Below are 23,673 nucleotides of genomic sequence, written 5' to 3'. Positions count from 1 at the left end.
AAAAAGCAACATTAAAAATTAGCTGAATCGTTAAGGGCAGAATATTGCAGGTTTTATGTCAGTTTAGCGGAAGATAAAATTAATTCTGTTACACATAACTGACCACAATCCCAACAAAAATCAAAAACGCAAATGCGCCCTCCTTAATACTCAGGCACTTCTCCGTCGTTCGACAATAGCCAGTCGAAACGGGCCAACTTTTGTGTCGGGAGTACTCATGACGCTGCCTTTCAAACCCCACGTGCTCGCCCTGCTTTGCAGCGCCGGGCTACTCGCCGCCGCGGGTACGCTGTATGTAAAAAGCCGGGAACCGCAAACCGCTGCCGAGCCCCCTGCCGTTACGCAGACGGCTCAGGCAACCGCCGCCGCTCAGCCGGTGACTACCGCCTTGACTCCCGCGCAGATAGATCAGTGGGTCGCGCCGATTGCGCTCTATCCCGACAATCTACTGTCACAGGTGCTAATGGCTTCGACTTATCCGGGCAACGTCGTGCAGGCGGTGCAGTGGTCGCAGGATCATCCGACGATGAAAGGCGATTCGGCGGTACAGGCGGTGGCAAATCAGCCCTGGGATCCCAGCGTAAAATCGCTGGTCGCCTTCCCCGCTCTGCTGGCGTTAATGGGGGAAAACCCGCCATGGGTGGAAAACCTGGGGAACGCATTTCTTGCCCAACCTCAGGACGTAATGGACTCGGTGCAGCGCTTACGCGCCATTGCCCGGCAAACCGGAACGTTAAAATCCACGCCGCAGCAGAAAATCATTACCGCCACCAACTCCGCGGTTCCGTCAACGTCAACGTCAATGACCACCGCTTCCCGCAGTAGCAGCGCCGTCACCTCCTCCGCCCCGGCGCCAGTGATTATTAAGATCGAATCCACCGATCCGAATGTCGTGTATGTGCCGGCCTATAATCCCTCGGTGGTTTATGGCGCCTGGCCTGACGCGGCCTATCCACCGGTCTACCTGCCGCCGCCTCCCGGCGAGCAGTTCACCAATAGCTTTGTAAAAGGTTTTGGTTTTAGCCTCGGCGTCGCCACCACCTACGCCTTATTCAGCAATATCGACTGGGATGACAATGACCATCATCATGATGACGATCATCACCATCACGATGATGATCATCACGGCGGCTACTCGCACAACGGCGATAACATCCATATCAACGTGAATAATTTCAACCATATCACCGGGCAAAACCTGCCGGGGAATCATGCCAGCTGGCAGCATAATCCCACCTGGCGCGGTAATATTCCGTACCCAAACGACAACATTGCGCAGCAATTCCATCAGACCACTGTTCCCGGTGGGCTGAGCGCGACCCGACATCAGCCAGTCGATCGCAACGCACAGCGTCAGGCTGCAATGACTCAGCTGCAGCAGCGTACCGGCCCGGCGTCAGCAGCAGGTCACTCGAACGCACATGCGCCTTACCGCGATGCCCAGCGTCAGGCCGCATCGCAGCAGCTGCATCAGCTGACCCAGCGCAATAACTATCGCGGCTATGACCAGGCGCAGGCGGTTAATCATAGCGCCGTACAACCGCAACATCGGGAAGCGCTAAAAACGCAAATCCAGACTTCCACAGGGCAGCAGCAGCGCCGCGAACAGTTGCGGACCGCAACGCCCGAGCAACGCCAGCAGAAGCTAAATGACCTCCACGTCAATGCACTCAGCGGTAACGACATCCGCTCTCCCGACTGGCAGTTGCAGCGGGAACGCGGCCTGCAGAGCCGTCATATCTCAGGTTTAAACAGCGAGCAGCGCAGCGCGGTCAGAGAGCACTTATCCGCCCATCGTGAACTGCGCCATCGCTGAGGATACGCAAATGAAAAAATTATTAAAAATGACGCTGCTGGCCCTGGCCCTGACGCCCGGCATGGCGCTAGCTCAGCAGCAGTTTTCCTCCCCTGATGAGGCCGCAAGCGCGCTGGCTGAGGCAATCGGCAGGCATGATGAATCTGCTCTCAACGAGCTGCTCGGCGATAGCTGGCAGCAATTTTTACCGCCAGATGGCATCGACCCTGACGCCGTCGCTCGCTTTCAGCGTGACTGGAAGGTTGGCCACCGTATCGTTCTGCAGGAAAATACCGCCTGGCTGGAGGTAGGCCGGACAGAGTGGCGTCTGCCGATACCCATCATCAAAGATAACGATGGCTGGCATTTTGATATGGCCGCGGCTGAAGATGAGATTCTCACGCGCGCAATTGGTCGTAATGAACTGTCAGCCATTCAGGCTATGCACGCTTACGTTGACGCTCAGCAGGATTTTTATCAGTTAAACCACGCCTGGGCGCAGAAGATTATCAGCAGCGACGGCAAGAAGGATGGGCTCTACTGGCCCGTCGCGCCGGGAGAGGCAGCCAGCCCGTTAGGGCCGGCCTTCAGCCCCGTTGAACCCGGGGAGGGCTATCATGGCTATCGTTTCCGTATTATCAAAGATGGGGGCAATCATGGCGTCGCCCTGCTGGCATGGCCCGCGACATGGGGGAAAACCGGCATCATGAGCTTTATGGTCAACCAGGATGATCGCGTTTATCAGACTAATTTAGGTGAAGAAACGCCGAACAAGGCGCAGGCCATTTCTCAGTTTTCACCTGATAATGGCTGGCAGGCCATCGATCAGTAAAAAAGCCCGGCGCGCGATAACGCCGCCGGGCCATATCGCCGTGATGAGTTAGCCCTGATGAGGCATCAGAGACGGGTCGCCCGCAAAAGCCGGTTTAGTGCTGCTCAACGCCGCTTCGTCAGCGCTGATGCTACCGGAATTCGCCGCCCACACGCCTTCGCGAGTCTTCGTAATCTGCTGATGCTGCATATTTAAATCCTGGCCCATAGCCGCAATATGCGTACTTTCAGTACCGCCGCTGTTATCAGCCCAGGGGATAACGGCATCAGCTGCGCAGGCCATGCCCGAAACTAAGGTTGCTGCCAACAGCGTCGTCGTTAAAAATCTTTTCATCACACACCTCACATATAGTTAATTAGCTATAAGTTTATAGAGTTACTATTTTTCAAGTATTAATAAGGTATGCAATTTTATTAACAGCGACACAGTTCTAAACATCAGGCATAAAAAAAGCGGCTCACTGAGCCGCTTCTTCATTTTGCCTGAAAGAAAAACTTACTTTTTCTTCGCTTTCGCGTTCGGCAGGTCGGTGATGCTACCTTCGAAGACTTCCGCAGCCAGGCCAACGGACTCGTGCAGAGTCGGGTGAGCATGGATAGTCAGCGCGATGTCTTCAGCGTCACAGCCCATTTCAATCGCCAGACCGATTTCACCCAGCAGCTCGCCGCCGTTGGTGCCGACAATCGCCCCGCCGATAACGCGATGAGATTCTTTGTCGAAAATCAGTTTGGTCATACCGTCAGCGCAGTCAGAAGCGATAGCGCGGCCAGAAGCCGCCCACGGGAAGGTGGCGGTTTCATAGCTGATACCTTTCTCTTTCGCTTCTTTCTCTGTCAGACCAACCCATGCAACTTCTGGTTCGGTATAAGCGATAGACGGGATAACTTTCGGGTCGAAGTAGTGCTTCATACCGGCGATAACTTCTGCGGCAACGTGGCCTTCGTGAACGCCTTTGTGCGCCAGCATCGGCTGACCAACGATATCGCCGATCGCGAAGATGTGCGGCACGTTAGTGCGCAGCTGTTTGTCGACGCGGATAAAGCCACGCTCGTCAACTTCAACGCCTGCTTTACCGGCATCGAGGTTTTTACCGTTCGGCACGCGGCCGATAGCGACCAGAACGGCATCGTAGCGCTGCGCTTCCGCCGGGGCTTTTTTGCCTTCCATGGAAACGTAGATACCGTCTTCTTTCGCTTCAACGGCGGTCACTTTAGTTTCCAGCATCAGGTTGAATTTCTTGCTGATACGCTTGGTGAAGACTTTCACCACGTCTTTATCGGCAGCCGGGATAACCTGGTCGAACATTTCAACCACGTCAATCTCTGAACCCAGCGCGTGATATACGGTGCCCATTTCCAGACCGATGATACCGCCGCCCATAACCAGCAGACGTTTTGGTACGGTTTTCAGCTCCAGCGCATCGGTGGAGTCCCATACGCGCGGATCTTCATGCGGAATGAACGGCAGTTCAATCGGACGGGAACCCGCCGCGATGATAGCGTTGTCGAAGTTGATCACGGTTTTGCCGTTTTCGCCTTCCACTTCCAGGGTGTTAGCGCCGGTAAATTTACCCAGGCCGTTAACCACCTTCACTTTACGACCTTTGGCCATGCCAGCCAGACCACCGGTCAGCTGAGTGATGACTTTTTCTTTCCAGGTGCGAATCTTGTCAATGTCGGTTTTCGGCTCACCGAAAACGATGCCGTGTTCGGCCAGCGCTTTCGCTTCTTCGATAACTTTTGCAACGTGCAGCAGTGCTTTAGAAGGGATACAGCCGACGTTCAGGCATACACCGCCGAGGGTGCTGTAACGTTCTACGATGACGGTTTCCAGACCTAAATCAGCGCAACGGAAGGCAGCAGAATAACCTGCGGGACCTGCCCCAAGTACCACGACCTGAGTTTTGATTTCAGTACTCATCATGACCTCTGTAATTTGTATCCGGCGGGTCTGACGCTATAGTTTTTACGCCCATGTCCACCGGGACGTTCTATCCGCAAGCATTTTACAAAATTGTTAACAATTTTGAAACAACAAACGGCAAACGATTTTGTCCTTTATTGCTGGTAACTTCAAAACGCAGAAGAGATTACCAGAAAAAAGCCGGCCGTCAGGCCGGCTTTTCGCTTACATCACCAGGCGGCGAATGTCGCTCAGCATATTGTTGATGATGGTGATAAAGCGCGCACCATCAGCACCGTCGATCACGCGGTGGTCGAAGGACAGAGAGATCGGCATCATCAGACGCGGAACAAACTCTTTACCATTCCACACCGGCTCCATCGCGGACTTGGACACGCCGAGGATAGCCACTTCCGGCGCGTTAACGATCGGCGCGAAGTGGGTGGTACCCAGGCCGCCGATGCTGGAGATAGTGAAGCAACCGCCCTGCATTTCGCCAGCGGTCAGCTTACCATCACGCGCTTTCTTAGAAATCACGGTCAGTTCACGAGACAGCTCGGTTACGCTCTTCTTGTTCACATCTTTAAAGACCGGAACCACCAGGCCATTCGGGGTATCAACCGCCACACCGATGTTGATGTATTTCTTCAGCGTCAGACGCTGGCCATCTTCAGACAGCGAGCTGTTGAAGCGCGGCATTTGCTCAAGCGCAGCGGCAACGGCTTTCATGATGAAGACAACCGGAGTGAATTTCACGTCCAGTTTACGCTTCTCAGCTTCGGCGTTCTGCTGTTTACGGAACGCTTCCAGATCGGTGATATCGGTTTTGTCGAAGTGAGTAACGTGCGGGATCATCACCCAGTTACGGCTCAGGTTAGCACCAGAGATTTTCTGAATGCGGCCCAGTTCAACTTCTTCCACTTCACCAAACTTGCTGAAGTCCACTTTCGGCCACGGCAGCATGCCCGGGATACCGCCACCGGTTGCCGCAGGCGCAGCTTCAGCGCGTTTAACCGCTTCTTTCACGTAAGCCTGAACGTCTTCGCGCAGGATACGGCCTTTGCGACCCGTACCTTTCACTTTCGCCAGGTTGACGCCGAACTCGCGCGCCAGGCGACGAATCAGCGGCGTTGCATGAACGTACGCGTCGTTTTCAGCGAACTCAGATTTGCCTTCCGCTTTAGCAGCAGGAGCTGCAGCAGGTTTCGCCGCCTGAGCCGGAGCTGCCGCAGGTGCAGCGGCTTCTTGCTTAGCCGGAGCCGCTGCAGGCGCTGCGCCTTCCACTTCGAAGACCATAATCAGGGAGCCGGTTGAGACTTTGTCGCCGGTGCTGATTTTGATCTCTTTCACGGTGCCCGCAAACGGCGCCGGAACTTCCATAGAGGCTTTATCGCCTTCTACGGTGATCAGCGACTGTTCAGCGGCAATCTTATCGCCCACTTTAACCATCACTTCAGTGACTTCAACTTCATCACCGCCGATATCCGGAACGTGAACTTCTTTAGAACCCGAAGCTGCCGGTGCAGCAGCAGCCGGAGCGGCTTCCGCTTTTGCCGGAGCTGCGGCAGGCGCTGCGCCCGCTACTTCGAAGATCATGATCAGAGAGCCGGTTGAGACTTTATCGCCGGTGTTAATCTTGATCTCTTTCACGGTACCCGCGAACGGCGCCGGAACTTCCATAGAGGCTTTATCGCCTTCTACGGTGATCAGCGACTGTTCAGCGGCGATGGTGTCGCCCACTTTAACCATGATTTCAGTGACTTCAACTTCATCACCGCCGATATCCGGTACGTGAACTTCTTTTGCGCTCGCGGCTGCAGGCGCAGCGGCGGCCGGAGCGGCTTCTTTCTTCTCTTCCTGCGCAGGTGCAGCGGCTGCTGCACCATCGGCGGAATCGAAAATCATGATCAGTTTACCGGTCTCGGTTTTGTCGCCGACGGAGACTTTAATCTCTTTAACAACGCCAGCCTGCGGAGACGGGACTTCCATAGAGGCTTTGTCGCCTTCTACGGTGATCAGCGACTGTTCAGCTTCAACTTTGTCGCCAACTTTGACCAGAATCTCGGTGATTTCAACTTCATCAGCCCCGATGTCCGGTACTTTGATTTCGATAGCCATTATTCTTTTACCTCTTACGCCAGACGCGGGTTAACTTTATCTGCATCGATGTTGAATTTAGTGATGGCTTCCGCAACCACTTTCTTATCGATTTCGCCACGTTTAGCCAGTTCGCCCAGCGCTGCTACCACCACGTAGGAAGCATCAACTTCGAAGTGGTGACGCAGGTTTTCACGGCTGTCAGAGCGACCGAAGCCGTCGGTACCTAGTACGCGGTAATCATCAGCCGGTACGTAAGTACGAACCTGCTCAGCGAACAGTTTCATATAGTCAGTAGACGCAACTGCCGGAGCGTCGTTCATCACCTGAGCAATGTACGGAACGCGCGGAGTTTCCAGCGGGTGCAGCATGTTCCAGCGTTCACAGTCCTGGCCATCGCGCGCCAGTTCGGTGAAGGAGGTAACGCTGTACACGTCAGAGCCTACGCCGTAGTCGTTGGCCAGGATCTGCGCTGCTTCACGCACGTGACGCAGGATAGAACCGGAGCCCAGCAGCTGAACTTTACCTTTGCTACCTGCAACGGTTTCGAGTTTATAGATACCTTTACGGATACCTTCCTCGGCACCTTCCGGCATCGCCGGCATATGGTAGTTTTCGTTCAGCGTGGTGATGTAGTAGTAAACGTTCTCTTGCGCTTCACCGTACATACGTTCCAGACCATCCTGCATGATGACCGCAACTTCGTACGCGTAAGACGGATCGTAAGAGATACAGTTCGGGATAGTCAGAGACTGAATGTGGCTGTGGCCATCTTCGTGCTGCAGACCTTCGCCGTTCAGCGTGGTACGACCGGAAGTCCCGCCGATCAGGAAGCCGCGAGCCTGCTGGTCGCCAGCCTGCCAGCACAGATCGCCGATACGCTGGAACCCGAACATGGAGTAGTAGATGTAGAACGGGATCATCGGCAGGTTGTTGGTGCTGTAAGAAGTCGCAGCAGCCAGCCAGGAGGCGCCGGCACCCAGTTCGTTGATACCTTCCTGCAGAATCTGGCCTTTTTCGTCTTCTTTGTAGTAAGCAACCTGCTCACGGTCCTGCGGAGTGTACTGCTGGCCGTTCGGGCTGTAGATACCAATCTGACGGAACAGACCTTCCATACCAAAGGTACGCGCTTCATCGGCGATGATCGGCACGAGGCGGTCTTTGATGGATTTGTTCTTCAGCATCACGTTCAGGGCACGTACGAACGCGATAGTGGTCGAGATCTCTTTGTTCTGCTCTTCCAGCAGCGGACGGAAATCTTCCAGGGTCGGCAGCTCCAGCTTCTCAGTGAAGTGGGTCTGACGGCTCGGCAGATAGCCGTGCAGTTTCTGACGCTGGGCGTGCAGATAAGTGTGCTCTTCGGAACCTTCCGGGAAGGTTACATACGGCAGTTTTTCGATATCAGCATCGGCAACCGGCACATTGAAACGATCGCGGACGTAGCGTACGCCGTCCATGTTCATTTTCTTAACCTGGTGAGCGATGTTTTTACCTTCGGCGGTGTCACCCATGCCGTAACCTTTGATGGTATGGGCAAGGATTACGGTAGCTTTGCCTTTGGTTTCCTGCGCTTTTTTCAGTGCAGCATAGACTTTCTTCGGATCGTGACCGCCGCGGTTCAGGGCCCAGATCTGCTCGTCAGTCCAGTCGGCAACCAGCGCTGCGGTCTCCGGATATTTACCGAAGAAGTGCTCACGCACGTAAGCGCCGTCTTTGGATTTGAAGGTCTGGTAATCGCCGTCAACGGTTTCTTCCATCAGCTGGATCAGTTTACCGCTGGTATCTTTACGCAGCAGCTCATCCCAGCGACCGCCCCAGATAACCTTGATAACGTTCCAGCCAGCACCGCCAAAGATGCCTTCCAGTTCGTTAATGATCTTGCCATTACCGGTAACCGGACCGTCGAGGCGCTGCAGGTTACAGTTGATTACGAAGACCAGGTTGTCCAGCTTCTCACGGGTTGCGATGGTGATCGCGCCTTTAGATTCCGGCTCGTCCATCTCACCGTCGCCGAGGAAAGCGTAAACGGTCTGTTTAGAGGTGTCTTTCAGGCCGCGGTGTTCCAGATATTTCAGGAATTTAGCCTGATAAATCGCACCGATTGGGCCCAGACCCATAGAGACGGTCGGGAACTGCCAGAATTCAGGCATCAGTTTCGGGTGCGGATAAGAGGACAGACCTTTACCGTGAACTTCCTGACGGAAGTTGTTCATCTGCTCTTCAGTCAGACGACCTTCCAGGAAAGCACGCGCATAGACGCCCGGAGAGATGTGGCCCTGGAAGTAAACCAGGTCGCCGCCGTCCTGCTCGTTGCGTGCGCGGAAGAAGTGGTTAAAGCACACTTCGTAGAAGGTTGCGGAAGACTGGAAAGAAGCCATGTGGCCGCCCAGTTCGAGATCTTTTTTCGATGCGCGCAGAACGGTCATGATGGCGTTCCAGCGGATCGCAGAACGGATACGACGTTCCAGATCCAGATTACCCGGGTATTCCGGCTCATCTTCAACGGCAATAGTGTTCACGTAGCCGCCGGTCGATGCGCCAGCAGCCACTTTCACCCCGCCTTTGCGGGCTTCAGAAAGGAGTTGGTCAATAAGATACTGAGCGCGCTCAACACCTTCTTCACGGATGACCGATTCGATCGCCTGTAGCCAGTCGCGAGTTTCGATCGGATCCACGTCATTTGGTAAACGTTCTGACATGGGGGGTATTCCTTATCTATCTAATCGTTGATTAATCTGGAACCTGTCCCATTGCGCTCTTTGTTCTTCATGCTTCTGGCTGTCTCTTTGTTGGCTTCGCTACCTCACTCCAGTCGCATAGTTCACTATGCTCCCGGGGATTCGCGCGCTTGCCGCCGCGATACACCCAAAATTATTTTGAACAACTAAAAGTGCAATAAGACAGGTTCTGCGTTTAGTTGCCGCGCTCTAAAAATGGCGCTTAAGAACCGGAGTTCTCATCCTTTCGTTGCTGTAAACGACGCAGTGAGCGTTCACGACGGCTCTGCTCACGGCTACGATCCAGCAAAATTTCCTCTATGAACGCCAGGTGACGATGCGAGGCTTCACGCGCCTGCTCCGGCTCCCCGGCGATTATCGCCTCAAAAATTCGAGTGCGATGATTGCTGACCTGCGGGAGCATTTCCCGGCGGGCGTACAACAATTCAAAATTCTGGCGAACGTTCTGAGCCAGCATTGGCTCCATACAGCGTAGTAGATGGAGCAGCACAACATTGTGCGCCGCTTCGGTGACGGCTATTTGATACTGGACGACGGCATCGGATTCAGCATCAAGATCGCCCGACTGCTGAGCCCGCTCGATAGCCTGATGCAGCTCGCGAATGCGTTCGCGATCTTCATCATTGCTGCGCAGCGCTGCGTAATATGCGGCAATGCCTTCAAGCGCGTGACGGGTTTCCAGCAGATCAAATTGGGATTCAGGGTGGTCGGACAGTAGCTCTACCAGCGGATCGCTGAAGCTCTGCCACAGGCGGCTTTGTACAAACGTTCCGCCCCCCTGGCGACGAAGCAACAACCCCTTAGCTTCGAGGCGTTGAATAGCCTCACGTAGCGAGGGTCGGGAAACGTCAAACTGTTTTGCCAGTTCACGTTCAGGCGGGAGCTTTTCACCGGGGCGCAACGTCCCCTCAAGGATTAAAAACTCCAGCTGCTGCTCTATCACATCGGATAGTTTTGGTTGGCGGATCTTGCTGTAGGCCATATTCCCTGTCTCTGCCATTAGCCCGGAGTCAATTGGTCTTACCAATTCATAGTTCGTATCGCTAAAGTAACAAAGTATTCACCTTCTGTCCATACAGGTTTTGATTGAAATCATTAAACCCGGCACGTTTTAACAACCTTACAGAAATAACATTTCATAAATGTAACTTTGCACAAATGTTGTGTTTACTCACAAGGAGGTAGCATTAACTAAATGGAAACGAAAAATTACGCTATCTGAACCGATTCAACGCCTTTTTTAATGAATATAAATTCACTTAACATGAATAACAGAGAAGAAAGGAGTAGATGCGGAGTATGCTGGCATAATTTACAAATGGTTTCTTTTTGCTCGCTTCGTCATCATCCCTTCATAAAGCAGGTGCATTCAGCGGCGCTTATCACTATTCTCCATGTTACGAAAGGCCTTTTCATGAATTACCCTCTCTGCCTTGCGTAAACAAATAAGTACACATACGGAATTTGATAATTACACACATACAATAATATGTGCGCTACATCACTCGGGGCAAAACGGGGCGCAGGCTCAGTGAAACTTCGCTGACTATGCTATCAGGCAGGGATGGACAGCGAAGAAGTCACCTGATGGATGACGCATACAAACATAATAACCATAACCACACACGAGGTTTCATGATGGAAGGTCAACAGCATGGCGATCGGCTAAAGCGCGGCCTTAAAAACCGCCACATTCAGCTTATTGCGCTGGGAGGCGCTATCGGTACCGGTTTGTTTCTGGGTAGTGCATCCGTCATCCAAAATGCAGGTCCCGGTATTATTCTGGGCTACGCAATTGCCGGTTTCATTGCCTTCCTGATCATGCGTCAGCTGGGCGAGATGGTGGTAGAAGAGCCGGTAGCCGGTTCATTTAGTCATTTCGCCTATAAATACTGGGGCGGCTTTGCGGGCTTTGCTTCCGGATGGAACTACTGGGTTCTCTACGTTCTGGTGGCCATGGCCGAGCTGACCGCGGTCGGGAAATACGTTCAGTTCTGGTGGCCGGAAATTCCCACCTGGGTTTCTGCGGCTATTTTCTTTATCGCCATCAATGCTATCAACCTGACTAACGTCAAGGTGTTTGGCGAAATGGAGTTCTGGTTCGCGATCATTAAAGTTGTCGCCGTTGTGGCGATGATCCTGTTCGGCGGCTGGCTGTTGTTCAGCGGCAACGGCGGTCCGCAGGCTACCGTACGCAACCTGTGGGAGCAAGGCGGGTTCCTGCCGCACGGCTTCACCGGGCTGGTGATGATGATGGCGATTATTATGTTCTCCTTCGGCGGCCTTGAGCTGGTGGGTATTACCGCCGCAGAAGCAGATAACCCGGAGCAAAGTATCCCGAAAGCGACCAACCAGGTTATCTACCGCATTCTGATTTTCTATGTAGGATCGCTGGCCGTTCTGCTCTCTCTGCTGCCGTGGAGCCGCGTGACCGCCGATACCAGCCCGTTCGTCCTTATCTTCCACGAACTGGGCGATACCTTCGTCGCTAATGCCCTGAATATTGTGGTATTAACCGCAGCGCTTTCCGTTTACAACAGCTGCGTATACTGCAACAGCCGTATGCTGTTCGGTCTGGCCCAGCAGGGGAACGCGCCAAAAGCGCTGATGAGCGTCGATAAACGCGGCGTGCCGGTTAATACGATCCTCGTTTCCGCGCTGGTCACCGCGCTGTGCGTACTGATTAACTACTTCGCGCCGGAATCCGCGTTTGGTCTGCTGATGGCGCTGGTGGTTTCTGCGCTGGTGATCAACTGGGCGATGATTAGCCTGGCGCACATTAAATTCCGCCGCGCTAAGCAGCAGCAGGGCGTGGTCACCCGCTTCCCGGCGCTGTTTTATCCGTTAGGCAACTGGATCTGCCTGCTATTTATGGTCGGGGTACTGGTTATTATGCTGATGACTCCGGGCATGGCGATTTCCGTCTATCTGATCCCGGTGTGGATTGCCGTTCTCGGCGTCGGTTATCTGTTCAAGCAGAAAACCGCCAGCGCCGTTAAAGCATAATCATACATCACCTGAATCTGTGCCCGCCCGCCGCTGGCGGGCACAGCGCATTGTTATCTGCTTCACACTTTCCTCGTCATAACCCATTTATCCATATCGTCGACCCTATCCTGCAACGCAATCATCTCTTACCCGACTAATAATCCTCTCCATACCGCAACGGGGAGATCGTCGCTATGAATGGCAATAAGCTTTCAGTTAAAGAGAAAATAGGCTACGGAATGGGCGATGCCGGATGTAATATTATCTTCGGCGCCATCATGTTGTTTGTTAACTATTTTTATACGGATATTTTTGGTCTCGCACCGGCGCTGGTCGGGGTGCTTCTGCTTTCCGTACGCGTTATTGATGCCGTGACCGACCCGATTATGGGGGCAATGGCAGACCGTACCCGCAGCAAATATGGCCGTTTTCGCCCTTGGCTCCTGTGGATCGCTTTCCCGTACGCGCTGTTCAGCGTCCTGATGTTTACCACCCCGGAATGGACGTACAATAGCAAGGTTATCTATGCTTTCGTCACCTACTTCCTGCTCTCTCTGACCTACACCGCGATCAACATCCCCTACTGCTCATTGGGTAGCGTGATTACGAACGACCCGCAGGAACGCGTGGCCTGTCAGTCATATCGTTTCGTATTGGTCGGCATCGCTACCCTGTTGCTCTCCCTGACGCTGCTGCCGATGGCGGACTGGTTCGGCGGCGAGGATAAAGCCAAAGGCTACCAGATGGCGATGACCGTGCTGGCGATTATCGGTATGTGCATGTTCCTGTTCTGCTTCGCCACCGTCCGTGAACGCGTAAAACCCGCAGTCCAGACCAACGACGAGCTGAAAAAAGATCTAAAAGACGTCTGGAAAAACGACCAGTGGGTTCGCATCCTGCTGTTAACGCTGTGCAACGTCTGTCCGGGCTTTATCCGTATGGCTGCGACCATGTACTACGTCACCTGGGTTATGCAGCAAAGCACCCACTTCGCCACGCTGTTTATCAGCCTCGGGGTTGTCGGAATGATGATCGGCAGTATGCTGGCTAAAGTCCTGACCGACCGCTGGTGCAAACTGCAGGTGTTTTTCTGGACCAATATCGTCCTGGCGATTTTCTCCTGCGCGTTCTATTTCTTCGACCCGCACGCCACCATGATGATTATGGTGCTCTATTTCCTGCTGAACATTCTGCACCAGATCCCGTCGCCGCTGCACTGGTCGCTGATGGCCGACGTTGATGACTACGGCGAATGGAAGACCGGTAAGCGCATCACCGGCATCAGCTTCTCCGGCAATCTGTTCTTCCTGAAAGTCGGCCTGGCCATCGCCGGCGCGATGGTTGGCTTCCTGCTCTCCTGGTACGGTTACGATGCCGGCGCGAAGCAGCAAAGCGCTTCCGCGATTAACGGTATCGTATTGCTGTTCAGCGTTATCCCCGGCGTCGGCTATCTGATTACCGCCGGCGTGGTGCGTATGCTGAAGGTAAACCGCGAATTTATGCGGCAAATTCAGTCCGACCTCGAAAAACGTCGGATTAACTACAGCGAGCTCAACGACTATCAGGAACTGAAAACCGGCGAACATGTAAGGAAAGCATAATGAAAAACTGGCCGAACCCATTTATTGAACAACGCGCGGACCCTTATATTCTGCGCCATCAGGATAGCTACTACTTTATCGCCTCGGTACCGGAGTATGACCGTCTGGAAATCCGACGCTCAGCCACCCTTGAAGGCTTGCGCGACGCGCAGCCGGTGGTCGTCTGGCGTAAGCCGGACAGCGGCCCAATGAGCCAGCTCATATGGGCCCCGGAGCTGCATAAAATTAACGGCAAATGGTATATCTACTTTGCCGCCAGCCACACGCACGATCTGGATGCGCTGGGTATGTTCCAGCACCGCATGTTCGCGCTGGAATGCGCGGACAGCGACCCGTTAACCGGTAAATGGCAGGAAAAAGGCCAGATTAAAACGCCGCTTGATACCTTTGCGCTGGATGCCACGACTTTCCGCCATCAGGGTAAGCAGTGGTATCTATGGGCGCAAAAAGATCCTGAAATTAAAGGCAATACCAACCTCTATCTGGCTGAACTGGAAAATCCGTGGACGCTAAAAGGTCAGCCGGTCATGCTGAGTCAACCCGAGTTCGACTGGGAGTGCCGAGGTTTTCTGGTGAACGAAGGCCCGGCGGTACTGTTCCATGGCGACAAGCTGTTCGTCAGCTATTCCGCCAGCGCCACCGACGAAAACTACTGCATGGGCCTACTGTGGATAGACGTCAGCGCCGACCCTCTCCGCCCGGAAAACTGGCATAAAGCGCCGCAGCCGGTATTTCGTACCAGCTATGAGAATCGTCAGTATGGGCCAGGCCACAATAGCTTTACGCAAACGCCGGAGGGAGAAGATGTGCTGGTGTACCATGCGCGCAACTACACCGAAATCGAAGGCGACCCGCTGTATGATCCGAATCGCCATACGCGCCTGAAGCTGATTCGCTGGCAAGAAAACGGGATGCCTGATTTTGGCATCCCGGCAGCAGAGACGAATTAAAAGCGGAACCTGCCCGCCAGCGGGCAGGTGCTTAAATCAACGTACCGTAAATCGTCAGCAGCGCCATAATCACGACCACCACCAGCGATGTTTTTTTCGCCATTGAGACTGCCGCCTTCGGCGTTGCCACTTTATCCACATGCGGCTCGCGCGCAAGTGAATACTGCGCCAGGCGCGTCAGCACCTGATACTGCGAAGAGTGGCGGTCGCCCAGCGAAGCAAACCACGCAGGCAAAGCCTTTTCCCCGTGTCCAATCAGCGCGTAGACCACGCCGACCAGACGTACCGGAACCCAGTCGACTACGTGCAAAATGCCGTCAATCCCCGACTGTAAGCGATGACGCGGCGTCTGATAACGCGCCAGCCAGGTCTGCCAGGCCCGCAGCGTACAATAGGCCACCAGAGTTAGCGGCCCCCACGGTCCGCCGACAACGAACCAGAACAGCGGAGCGAGATAGTAGCGGTAGTTAATCCACAGCAGCGCGTTTTGCAGCTCGCTCAGATATTCACGCTGGTCGCAGCCGGGCGGCACGCCGTGGATCAGGGTGAGCTCGCTGGCCATCGCATCGCAGGCGCGGCTATCGTCGCGCGCCGCGGCTTTCAGATAGGCGTGATAGTGCAAACGCACTTTACCTGCGCCAATACACAGCAAACCAAGCAGGATCCAGAACACCAGCAAAGGAACGTTAAACAGCTGCCCTTGCAGCAGGCGCTGAATAACATACACGACCGCCGCCGCCGCTGCCGTCATCAGTACGGTGGTCAGCAGGGAATAATGCTTAACCCGGCGAAACAGCACTTCCAGCCGGTGATCGAGCTGCCAGTGCTCGCCAAGCTTAAACAAACGCTCGGCTATAAGTACTAACAGCGTAGTGAACAACGTCATGGCATCTCCTTATTCTGACGACGGGGTTAACAGACTGCGAAATTTAGCCCAGTCAAAGGCCGGACCGGGATCCGTTTTACGCACGGGCGCAATATCGCAATGGCCGGTGATATGGTCAGCTATCGCCGGATAAAGCAAGATAAGCTGACGGGTAACCGCAACCAGTTGCTGATACTGCGCGTCGGTATAGGCCAGCGTATCGGTCCCTTCCAGCTCAATGCCGATGGAAAAGTCGTTGCAACGTTCTCGGCCGCGGTAGCTGGAAACGCCCGCGTGCCAGGCACGCTTATCAAAAGGGACATACTGCACGATTTCACCATCGCGGCGAATCAGACAGTGTGCCGAAACGCGAAGATGAGCTATTTCAGCAAAAAAAGGGTGCGCATTCGGATCGAGCGTCCCGCTGAACAGGGCATCAATCCATGGCCCGCCAAACTCACCTGGCGGCAGGCTAATATTATGCACCACCAGCAACGAAGGGGTTTCATTATCCGGACGGCTATCGTAGTGCGGCGAAGGAACCCGACGCGCTTCTACCAGCCATCCCCCGTTCAACTGCATGTTGATCTCCTTATTACTAGCTTATGCATTCGCGGCACCGTGGCCATCGCATCCCCGGCATCATTTGCGCTCTTCTTCAGTTGGCTAACGCCAAAAACTCCACGCTGAAAACCACCGGCGAAATGAAGCGGATGTGGTACGGAAACGTCGTTCAGGTTAGCATGTTTCCCACTTCTGAATCTTATCTATCTGGAGCTTTCTCATGACGCCTCGTCGCTACAATCCCGACCGCCGCCGTGACGCGCTGCTGGAGCGTATTAATCTTGATATTACCGATGCCGTGGCCCAATCCCTGCGGGAAGATTTAGGCGGCGAAGTGGATGCCAATAATGACATTAGCGCCCAATTGTTGCCGCAGGACGCACGCTCGCACGCGGTAGTGATCACCCGTGAAGACGGCGTATTTTGTGGTAAACGCTGGGTGGAAGAGGTCTTTATTCAGCTTGCGGGCGATGATGTTAACTTCACCTGGCATGTTGCCGATGGCGATGCGGTAAAAGCCAATCAGCCGCTGTTCGAGCTGGAAGGCCCTTCGCGTATTTTGCTTACCGGCGAACGTACCGCGCTTAATTTCGTGCAGACACTCTCCGGGGTGGCAAGCGAAGTTCGTCGCTATGTCGACCTGCTGGCCGGCACTAAAACTCAGTTGCTCGATACGCGCAAAACGCTGCCTGGACTGCGCACGGCGCTAAAATATGCCGTTCTTTGCGGCGGCGGCGCCAACCATCGTCTGGGTCTCTCCGATGCCTTTCTGATTAAAGAGAACCATATTATCGCCTCCGGCTCGGTACGGCAGGCGGTAGAAAAAGCGTTCTGGCTGCACCCGGATGTTCCGGTAGAAGTCGAAGTTGAAAACCTTGAAGAGCTGGATGAGGCGCTGAAAGCCGGTGCCGACATTATTATGCTCGATAACTTCACTACCGATATGATGCGCGAGGCAGTCAAACTCACCAATGGCCAGGCAGCGCTGGAAGTCTCCGGCAACGTCACATTCGACACCATTCGTGAATTCGCTGAAACCGGCGTCGATTACATTTCCGTAGGCGCATTGACCAAGCACGTCCGCGCTCTTGATCTCTCTATGCGTTTCCGCTAATTCCCTCGCCCCGGTTTGCACTTCATGCCGGGGCGCACTTTTGCGAACCGACTCGCACGCCAGTAATCTCTCGCTGCAACCCGCAAAAAAAGCCTGGAAGCCTGCTTCCTTAGGCGCGATCCGCTGCTCGTATCGCAGAATAAAGCCCGGCAAAGTGCTCCCGAGGATAACAAGGAGCAACTTATGGACAAACAACGTGGTTTTACTTTAATCGAACTGATGGTGGTCATCGGAATCATCGCGATACTCAGCGCAATCGGCATTCCGGCTTATCAGAACTACCTACGAAAAGCAGCGCTTACCGATATGCTGCAAACCTTCGTCCCTTTCCGCACCGCCATTGAGCTTTGCGCGCTTGAGCACGGCGGCATAACCACCTGCGATGGCGGCAGCAACGGTATCCCTTCGCCCGCGACTACTCGCTATGTCTCGGCCATGACCGTGGCGGCAGGCGTTGTCACGCTCACCGGACAGGAGAGTCTCAATGGCTTAAGCGTCACGATGACGCCGAACTGGGATAACGCTAACGGCATTACCGGCTGGCAGCGCGTGTGCAATATTACCGGTGATAGCGCACTCAAGCAGGCCTGTGAAGACGTGTTCCGTTTTAACTGAGGCCGCAGCAATGAAAACTGAACAATTAATACCTCTCTGCCAGCGCTATCACGCCTTGCTGCTTGACAGCAATGAACACACTATCGCTATCGCCGTGGTTGATTCCCCTGCCCCGGAGCTGCTGGAGGCGCTACGTTTTGCGACTCAGAAAAGGATTGATATCGAATGCTGGAGCCAGGATCGGATGGACAAGCGGCTGCAGGCACCGGGAATAGCAACGCTTGCCCCGCCTGTCGAAGCGTCAGCCAGCATCGTTGAACAGGTCAATAATCTTCTGGAACAAGCTCTGCGCCAGCGCGCATCGGATATTCATATCGAACCAGGCGAACAGCAACTGAGAATTCGCCTGCGGGTAGATGGCGTACTACATTCTCTGACGCCGCTGGCCCCGGAACTTGCCGCACCTATTACCGCCCGGCTTAAGGTGCTCGGCAATCTGGATATTGCCGAACATCGAACGCCGCAGGACGGCCAGTTCACCCTTACGCTCTCAGATCGTCCGATCTCGTTTCGGATCGCTACGCTTCCCTGCCGTGGAGGAGAAAAAATCGTTCTTCGCCTGTTACACCAGGTCGAGCAGACGCTGGACCTCGAAGCGCTGGGGCTCTCTTCACAACAGCTTGCCGCCTTTCGTTCGGCGCTTAACCAACCTCAGGGACTGATACTGGTCACCGGTCCGACGGGAAGCGGAAAAACCGTCACTCTTTATAGCGCGCTGCAGGCGCGAAATCGTGATGAGGTCAACATCTGTAGCGTGGAAGATCCGCTGGAGATCCCCATCGTGGGAATGAATCAAACGCAGATTAACCCACGCGCGGGACTCACCTTTCACAGCGTGCTGCGCGCCCTGCTACGTCAGGATCCCGATATCGTTATGGTGGGAGAGATACGCGATGCTGAAACCGCGGAAATTGCGATAAAAGCAGCGCAAACCGGGCATCTGGTACTCTCAACGTTGCACACCAATTCAACGTGTGAAACGCTGGTTCGCCTGCAGCAGATGGGCGTTGCGCGCTGGATGGTCTCATCCGCGCTCTCGCTGGTTGTCGCTCAACGCCTGGTACGGAAACTGTGCCCGCACTGCCGCCGTGAAACCGGCAGTTCGACCAACGTCCCGCATAGCCTGTGGCCGCGATCGCTTCCTCAGTGGCAGGCTCCGGGCTGCCAGCACTGCTATCACGGCTACTACGGTCGCCTGGCACTCTTCGAACTGCTGCCGGTTAATACCGCACTGCGGCAGGGGATTACCCAGGGCCTTAGCGCTGAGGAAATCGAAACGCTGGCGCGGGAATCCGGCATGATGACGCTGTTTGAAAGCGGCTGTCTGGCTGTAGAGCGTGGGATGACAAGTCTGGAAGAAGTGGTACGCGTTTTAGGGATCCCGCATGGCGACTAAACGACTCTGGCGCTGGCACGGTATCGATGGTCAGGGGATGCCCTGCCAGGGAACGCTCTGGCAGGATAATCGCCCTGAGGCATTGCAAAGCCTGGAGCGAGAACGAATCATCCCGCTTACGCTGCGCCGCTGTAGTGTGCAAAAGTCCCTCTGGCATCCACGCTACAGCGGTGAGGTTATTCGCCAACTGGCCGCCCTTCTCCAGGCCGGTCTTCCCCTTGCTGAGGGGCTTGGACTGCTGGCGCAGCAGCAGCCTAACGCGCAGTGGCAGGCATTGCTGCAAACCCTGGCTGAGGATCTGGCGCAAGGCATTTCGCTTTCAGGCTCCCTTGAAAAATGGCCCGAAGCTTTTCCTCCGCTTTATCTGGCAATGATCCGCACCGGAGAACTTACCGGTAAACTGGAGCTATGCTGCGCGCAGTTAGCTCATCAGCAGCGAGAACAGCGACTGCTTAGCGAAAAAGTCAAAAAGGCCCTGCGCTATCCGCTGATTATTTTGTCCCTGGCGCTACTGGTGGTGATGGGAATGCTGTGCTTTGTTTTGCCAGAGTTTGCTGCCATTTATCAAACCTTCAATACCCCGCTACCGCTGCTGACCCGCGCGGTCATGGGCATTGGCGAAGGGTTAACTCACTATTGGCCATTGCTCGCTGCGCTGCTCGTTTTACCTGCGATACTCAACCGGCTGATTTGCCAGAGGCCCAACTGGCTGCTGTATCGTCAGAAACTTCTCCATAAGCTGCCGGTGTTTGGCAAACTGCTGTGCGGTCAGCGGCTTAGCCAGATATTTACCGTACTCGCATTGACGCAAAGCGCCGGTATCAGCTTTCTGCAGGGCCTGCAAAGCGTGGAAGAAACCCTGAGCTGTCCGCTATGGCGACAAAGGCTGCAGCAGGTTTCCCGGCAAATCACTCACGGCGCGCCCATCTGGCAGGCGCTCACTGACAGCGGAGGATTCACGCCGCTCTGTTTGCAACTGATACGTACCGGTGAAGCTTCGGGTTCGCTGGATACCATGCTGGAAAATCTGGCTCGCCATCACAGTGAGCAGACGCAACAGCAGGCGGATAACCTGGCCACCTTACTGGAACCGATGATGCTGGTCGTTACCGGAACGATTGTCGGCGTACTGGTAGTCGCGATGTATTTACCCATTTTTCATCTGGGCGACGCCATTAGCGGGATGGGGGGATAGCGCTGGCGCAGACGCGCCAGCGAGTTGCGTTACAGGCTGTTGAACACGCGGTTCTCTTGTTCCTGTACGCGAATAAAAGTCGTGCGTTTAGTCAATTCTTTCAGGCGTGAAGCACCAACGTAGGTGCATGCGGAACGCAGGCCGCCAAGGATATCGCGCGCGGTATTTTCAACCGGGCCGCGCAGAGGCAGCTTAACGGTTTTGCCTTCAGCCGCACGATACTGCGCTACGCCGCCAACGTGACGGGTCATCGCCGACTCGGAGCTCATACCGTAGAACAGCATAAATTTTTCGCCGTTCTCTTCAACTACGGTACCGCCGCTTTCTTCGTGACCGGCCAGCATACCGCCAAGCATCACGAAATCCGCGCCGCCGCCGAATGCTTTAGCCACATCGCCCGGCATAGTACAACCGCCGTCGCTGATAATCTGCCCGCCCAGGCCGTGCGCCGCGTCGGCGCATTCAATTACGGCGGAAAGCTGCGGATATCCGACGCCAGTTTTTACGCGAGTCGTACATACGGACCCCGGACCAATGCCAACCTTCACAATATCGGCGCCAGAAAGAACCAGCTCTTCACACATTTCACCGGTCACAACGTTACCCGCAATAATAGTTTTCTGCGGCCAGGCTTCGCGAGCTTTGGCCACAAACTGCACGAAGTGCTCGGAGTAACCATTCGCCACATCAATGCACACAAAGCTAAGCTGCGGGTTCTGCAGCAGTATCTGCTTCGTTTTTTCGAAATCCGCATCGGAAGTGCCGGTTGAGACCATGACATGCTGCAGGACATCCGCAGAAACGCCCTGAACAAACGCCTGCCACTGTTCAACGCTGTAATGCTTATGAACTGCGGTCAGAACGCCAAAAGAAGCCAGCGCTTTGGCCATAGCAAACGTGCCCACCGTATCCATGTTGGCGGCAATGATCGGCACACCAGACCAGGTCTGGCCAGAATGTTTGAAAGTGAATTCACGTTCCAGCTGTACATCAGAACGGCTTTTGAGGGTAGAGCGTTTCGGGCGGATAAGAACGTCTTTAAAACCAAGCTTCAGATCTTCTTCAATACGCATGTGCGAATTCCTGGGGTTAATTGCATTATTGTGAGAGCACAACTCCAGTGACGTTATCATACGCACGAATCATGGCCGCGCAAGACTGCGATTTTCACTTTTTTTACGCTACAATCGTATAAATTTACCTGGTGAATAGACAAAAGCGAACCCGCGATATTTAATCGCCAGCGTATCATTTTTAACCACTTGATTTACATGTGTAAAAAGAATCAGAATGCGTAGTGACAGCAGATTATCGGTTTGATATTACGTCGATAAAACAGCTGCGGCGTCGCTGTCATGTCGTAAATAACGGCGCTGTTAGTTGAAAATATGCATGTAGTCAGTTTCAGGATCGAGGTGTATGACGTACACGGTGGCGTTAACAGGCGGCATTGGCAGCGGTAAAAGTACCGTAGCCGATGCGTTCGCACAGCTCGGCGTTAACGTTATTGATGCTGACATTATCGCGCGCCAGGTGGTGGAGCCCGGTACACCGGGGCTAAGCGCTATTGCTCAACGCTTTGGTGCGCAGATGCTCAACGAAGATGGTACCCTGAACCGTCGTGCTCTGCGCGAGCATATTTTTGCTCATGACGAGGATAAGCGCTGGCTAAACGCGCTGCTGCACCCGCAAATTCAGCAGGAAACGCGTCGGCAGATACAGCTTGCCACCTCGCCTTATATTCTCTGGGTTGTACCTCTACTGGTCGAAAATGGTTTGTCCGCCAAAGCCGACCGCGTACTGGTTGTCGATGTGCCAAAAGAGACGCAAATTGAGCGTACGATGCTTCGCGATCGGGTCAGTCGGCAACATGCGGAACATATTCTTGCCGCTCAGGCGACGCGCGAGCAGCGCCTTGCCGTAGCGGATGATGTTATTGAAAATATGGGTTCACCTGATGTCATAGCATCAGCTGTCGCCCGCCTGCATGCAAAGTATCAACGTCTGGCATCGCAGGCCGCCTCACAGGAAAAACCGTAATGCATACCCCTGTTCTTTTTGAACATCCGCTTAATGAAAAGATGCGCACCTGGCTACGCATTGAATTTTTACTTCAGCAGTTATCCGTTCATCCGGCGATTACCACTCATGCGGATGCGCTGCATTTCTTCCGCAATATCGGCGATCTTTTAGATGTTTTAGAACGCGGTGAAGTCCGTACCGATCTGATGAAAGAGCTGGATCGCCAACAGAGGAAACTGCAATCCTGGGCAGAAGTACCTGGGGTCGATCAGGATCGCATCAATGAATTACGCCAGCAGCTAAAACAATCCGGCAGCACATTAATGTCCGCCCCGCGGATCGGCCAGTATCTGCGAGAAGACCGTCTGATCGCCCTGGTGCGCCAGCGCTTAAGCATCCCAGGTGGCTGCTGTAGCTTTGACCTCCCGACGCTGCATATCTGGCTGCATATGCCGCAGGCATACCGCGATGAGCAGGTCGGTAAGTGGCTGACAAGCCTTGAACCTTTAACGCAATCCTTGCTGCTTGTTCTCGATCTCATCCGCAACTCGGCACCTTTCCGTAAGCAGACCAGCCTGAACGGTTTTTATCAGGACAACGGCGAGGACGCCGACCTGCTGCGTCTGCGCCTGGATCTTGCCAGCCAGCTCTACCCGCAAATTTCAGGTCATAAGAGCCGTTTTGCCATCCGCTTTATGCCGCTGGACAGCGAGCACGGTATTGTGCCGGAACGTTTTGATTTTGAACTGGCCTGCTGTTAAGGAGCGAAAATGTCAGAAGAGATAACCGTTAATTGCCCAACCTGCGGCAAAATTGTGATCTGGAATGAACAGAGTCCACATCGTCCGTTCTGCTCCAAACGCTGTCAGCTCATTGATTTAGGCGAATGGGCGGCGGAAGAGAAACGCATCCCGAGCAGCAGCGATCTGTCAGATAGCGATGGCTGGAGTGAGGATAAAGAGTAAAACCGGGCTAGCCCAAAGATACCTTGCCGGATCG

Annotated in this window: 20 protein-coding genes; 12 read left to right on the top strand and 8 right to left on the bottom strand. The window is 54.3% G+C overall.

Translation table 11 applies throughout. The features are described from left to right. Positions 1–217: 217 nt before the first annotated feature. A complete protein-coding gene (locus KO1_RS18965; RefSeq protein WP_004108066.1) occupies positions 218–1,816 on the top strand; it encodes a DUF3300 domain-containing protein in 1,599 nt (532 codons plus the stop codon). A 10-nt stretch (positions 1,817–1,826) separates the two neighbouring features. Further along, entirely contained in the window at positions 1,827–2,627 is an 801-nt protein-coding gene (locus KO1_RS18960) for a DUF2950 family protein (RefSeq protein WP_004108074.1), read from the top strand. Positions 2,628–2,675: 48 nt separating this feature from the next. On the opposite strand, the gene KO1_RS18955 is transcribed toward KO1_RS18960, so the two are convergent. The 5 genes from KO1_RS18955 to pdhR all read right to left on the bottom strand — a co-directional run bounded on the left by KO1_RS18955 (position 2,676) and on the right by pdhR (position 10,346). Further along, complete coding sequence (locus KO1_RS18955) at positions 2,676–2,960, bottom strand: hypothetical protein (RefSeq protein ID WP_004108075.1); 285 nt, start codon at positions 2,958–2,960, stop codon at positions 2,676–2,678. 162 nt (positions 2,961–3,122) lie between these two features. After that, the gene (gene lpdA, locus KO1_RS18950) at positions 3,123–4,547 is read right to left on the bottom strand and encodes a dihydrolipoyl dehydrogenase (RefSeq protein WP_004098637.1); all 1,425 of its coding nucleotides are present in this window, start codon (positions 4,545–4,547) and stop codon (positions 3,123–3,125) included. A gap of 207 nt (positions 4,548–4,754) precedes the next feature. Then, the gene (gene aceF / locus KO1_RS18945; RefSeq protein ID WP_004108076.1) at positions 4,755–6,647 is read right to left on the bottom strand and encodes a pyruvate dehydrogenase complex dihydrolipoyllysine-residue acetyltransferase; all 1,893 of its coding nucleotides are present in this window, start codon (positions 6,645–6,647) and stop codon (positions 4,755–4,757) included. Positions 6,648–6,661: 14 nt separating this feature from the next. Continuing rightward, a complete protein-coding gene (gene aceE, locus KO1_RS18940) occupies positions 6,662–9,325 on the bottom strand; it encodes a pyruvate dehydrogenase (acetyl-transferring), homodimeric type (protein WP_004108078.1) in 2,664 nt (887 codons plus the stop codon). 241 nt (positions 9,326–9,566) lie between these two features. Then, positions 9,567–10,346, bottom strand: a complete 780-nt coding sequence (gene pdhR, locus KO1_RS18935; protein ID WP_004098632.1) for a pyruvate dehydrogenase complex transcriptional repressor PdhR — start codon at positions 10,344–10,346, stop codon at positions 9,567–9,569. Between the two features lie 653 nt (positions 10,347–10,999). Between pdhR and aroP the strand changes: the two genes are divergently transcribed. The 3 genes from aroP (at position 11,000) to KO1_RS18920 (ending at position 14,903) form a co-directional block, all read left to right on the top strand. After that, positions 11,000–12,370: an aromatic amino acid transporter AroP gene (aroP, locus tag KO1_RS18930; protein WP_160886621.1), complete on the top strand. Its 1,371-nt coding sequence runs from the start codon at positions 11,000–11,002 to the stop codon at positions 12,368–12,370. Positions 12,371–12,546: 176 nt separating this feature from the next. Next, a complete protein-coding gene (locus KO1_RS18925; protein WP_004108084.1) occupies positions 12,547–13,953 on the top strand; it encodes a glycoside-pentoside-hexuronide (GPH):cation symporter in 1,407 nt (468 codons plus the stop codon). Next, positions 13,953–14,903, top strand: coding sequence for a glycoside hydrolase family 43 protein (locus tag KO1_RS18920; protein ID WP_016807529.1), 951 nt, complete (start codon positions 13,953–13,955; stop codon positions 14,901–14,903). The genes KO1_RS18925 and KO1_RS18920 overlap by 1 nt, the downstream gene beginning before the upstream one ends. Positions 14,904–14,934: 31 nt before the next feature. On the opposite strand, the gene ampE is transcribed toward KO1_RS18920, so the two are convergent. Continuing rightward, a complete protein-coding gene (gene ampE, locus KO1_RS18915; protein ID WP_004108089.1) occupies positions 14,935–15,789 on the bottom strand; it encodes a beta-lactamase regulator AmpE in 855 nt (284 codons plus the stop codon). Between the two features lie 9 nt (positions 15,790–15,798). After that, entirely contained in the window at positions 15,799–16,350 is a 552-nt protein-coding gene (gene ampD, locus KO1_RS18910; RefSeq protein ID WP_004108091.1) for a 1,6-anhydro-N-acetylmuramyl-L-alanine amidase AmpD, read from the bottom strand. Between the two features lie 202 nt (positions 16,351–16,552). Here ampD and nadC point away from each other — a divergent pair, with 202 nt between their 5' ends. The 4 genes from nadC to hofC all read left to right on the top strand — a co-directional run bounded on the left by nadC (position 16,553) and on the right by hofC (position 20,652). Next, entirely contained in the window at positions 16,553–17,446 is an 894-nt protein-coding gene (gene nadC / locus KO1_RS18905; RefSeq protein ID WP_004108093.1) for a carboxylating nicotinate-nucleotide diphosphorylase, read from the top strand. A gap of 183 nt (positions 17,447–17,629) precedes the next feature. Next, a complete protein-coding gene (ppdD, locus tag KO1_RS18900) occupies positions 17,630–18,061 on the top strand; it encodes a prepilin peptidase-dependent pilin (protein ID WP_004108095.1) in 432 nt (143 codons plus the stop codon). Between the two features lie 10 nt (positions 18,062–18,071). Further along, complete coding sequence (gspE, locus tag KO1_RS18895) at positions 18,072–19,457, top strand: type II secretion system protein GspE (RefSeq protein WP_004108097.1); 1,386 nt, start codon at positions 18,072–18,074, stop codon at positions 19,455–19,457. After that, positions 19,447–20,652 carry a protein transport protein HofC gene (hofC, locus tag KO1_RS18890; RefSeq protein WP_004108099.1) on the top strand — a complete coding sequence of 402 codons (1,206 nt, stop codon included), beginning with the start codon at positions 19,447–19,449 and terminating at the stop codon, positions 20,650–20,652. Before gspE ends, hofC begins: the two co-directional genes overlap by 11 nt. 29 nt (positions 20,653–20,681) lie before the next feature. Here hofC and KO1_RS18885 read toward each other — a convergent pair whose 3' ends face one another. After that, positions 20,682–21,725 carry a GMP reductase gene (locus tag KO1_RS18885; protein WP_004108101.1) on the bottom strand — a complete coding sequence of 348 codons (1,044 nt, stop codon included), beginning with the start codon at positions 21,723–21,725 and terminating at the stop codon, positions 20,682–20,684. A 346-nt stretch (positions 21,726–22,071) separates the two neighbouring features. On the opposite strand from KO1_RS18885, the gene coaE reads away from it, so the two are divergent. Genes coaE through yacG form a run of 3 tightly spaced genes read left to right on the top strand, consistent with a single transcriptional unit; the run spans position 22,072 to position 23,639 of the window. Then, complete coding sequence (coaE, locus tag KO1_RS18880; protein WP_024273729.1) at positions 22,072–22,692, top strand: dephospho-CoA kinase; 621 nt, start codon at positions 22,072–22,074, stop codon at positions 22,690–22,692. After that, entirely contained in the window at positions 22,692–23,435 is a 744-nt protein-coding gene (gene zapD, locus KO1_RS18875) for a cell division protein ZapD (RefSeq protein ID WP_004108104.1), read from the top strand. Before coaE ends, zapD begins: the two co-directional genes overlap by 1 nt. A 9-nt stretch (positions 23,436–23,444) precedes the next feature. Beyond that, entirely contained in the window at positions 23,445–23,639 is a 195-nt protein-coding gene (gene yacG, locus KO1_RS18870; protein WP_004108106.1) for a DNA gyrase inhibitor YacG, read from the top strand. The last annotated feature ends 34 nt before the right edge of the window (positions 23,640–23,673 follow it).

Origin of the sequence: Klebsiella oxytoca NBRC 105695, from assembly GCF_001598695.1 — a bacterium.
Classification (GTDB): domain Bacteria; phylum Pseudomonadota; class Gammaproteobacteria; order Enterobacterales; family Enterobacteriaceae; genus Klebsiella; species Klebsiella oxytoca.
This window is presented reverse-complemented; position numbering and strand designations above follow the sequence as displayed.

Coding starts and splice junctions, on each gene's coding strand:
- hofC (WP_004108099.1), top strand. CDS start 19,447: ATGGCGACTAAACGACTCTGGCGCTGGCACGGTATCGATGGTCAGGGG.
- coaE (WP_024273729.1), top strand. CDS start 22,072: ATGACGTACACGGTGGCGTTAACAGGCGGCATTGGCAGCGGTAAAAGT.
- zapD (WP_004108104.1), top strand. CDS start 22,692: ATGCATACCCCTGTTCTTTTTGAACATCCGCTTAATGAAAAGATGCGC.
- yacG (WP_004108106.1), top strand. CDS start 23,445: ATGTCAGAAGAGATAACCGTTAATTGCCCAACCTGCGGCAAAATTGTG.
- nadC (WP_004108093.1), top strand. CDS start 16,553: ATGACGCCTCGTCGCTACAATCCCGACCGCCGCCGTGACGCGCTGCTG.
- KO1_RS18965 (WP_004108066.1), top strand. CDS start 218: ATGACGCTGCCTTTCAAACCCCACGTGCTCGCCCTGCTTTGCAGCGCC.
- aroP (WP_160886621.1), top strand. CDS start 11,000: ATGATGGAAGGTCAACAGCATGGCGATCGGCTAAAGCGCGGCCTTAAA.
- gspE (WP_004108097.1), top strand. CDS start 18,072: ATGAAAACTGAACAATTAATACCTCTCTGCCAGCGCTATCACGCCTTG.
- KO1_RS18960 (WP_004108074.1), top strand. CDS start 1,827: ATGAAAAAATTATTAAAAATGACGCTGCTGGCCCTGGCCCTGACGCCC.
- aceF (WP_004108076.1), bottom strand. CDS start 6,647: ATGGCTATCGAAATCAAAGTACCGGACATCGGGGCTGATGAAGTTGAA.
- KO1_RS18885 (WP_004108101.1), bottom strand. CDS start 21,725: ATGCGTATTGAAGAAGATCTGAAGCTTGGTTTTAAAGACGTTCTTATC.
- KO1_RS18955 (WP_004108075.1), bottom strand. CDS start 2,960: ATGAAAAGATTTTTAACGACGACGCTGTTGGCAGCAACCTTAGTTTCG.
- aceE (WP_004108078.1), bottom strand. CDS start 9,325: ATGTCAGAACGTTTACCAAATGACGTGGATCCGATCGAAACTCGCGAC.
- ampE (WP_004108089.1), bottom strand. CDS start 15,789: ATGACGTTGTTCACTACGCTGTTAGTACTTATAGCCGAGCGTTTGTTT.
- ppdD (WP_004108095.1), top strand. CDS start 17,630: ATGGACAAACAACGTGGTTTTACTTTAATCGAACTGATGGTGGTCATC.
- ampD (WP_004108091.1), bottom strand. CDS start 16,350: ATGCAGTTGAACGGGGGATGGCTGGTAGAAGCGCGTCGGGTTCCTTCG.
- pdhR (WP_004098632.1), bottom strand. CDS start 10,346: ATGGCCTACAGCAAGATCCGCCAACCAAAACTATCCGATGTGATAGAG.
- KO1_RS18925 (WP_004108084.1), top strand. CDS start 12,547: ATGAATGGCAATAAGCTTTCAGTTAAAGAGAAAATAGGCTACGGAATG.
- lpdA (WP_004098637.1), bottom strand. CDS start 4,547: ATGAGTACTGAAATCAAAACTCAGGTCGTGGTACTTGGGGCAGGTCCC.
- KO1_RS18920 (WP_016807529.1), top strand. CDS start 13,953: ATGAAAAACTGGCCGAACCCATTTATTGAACAACGCGCGGACCCTTAT.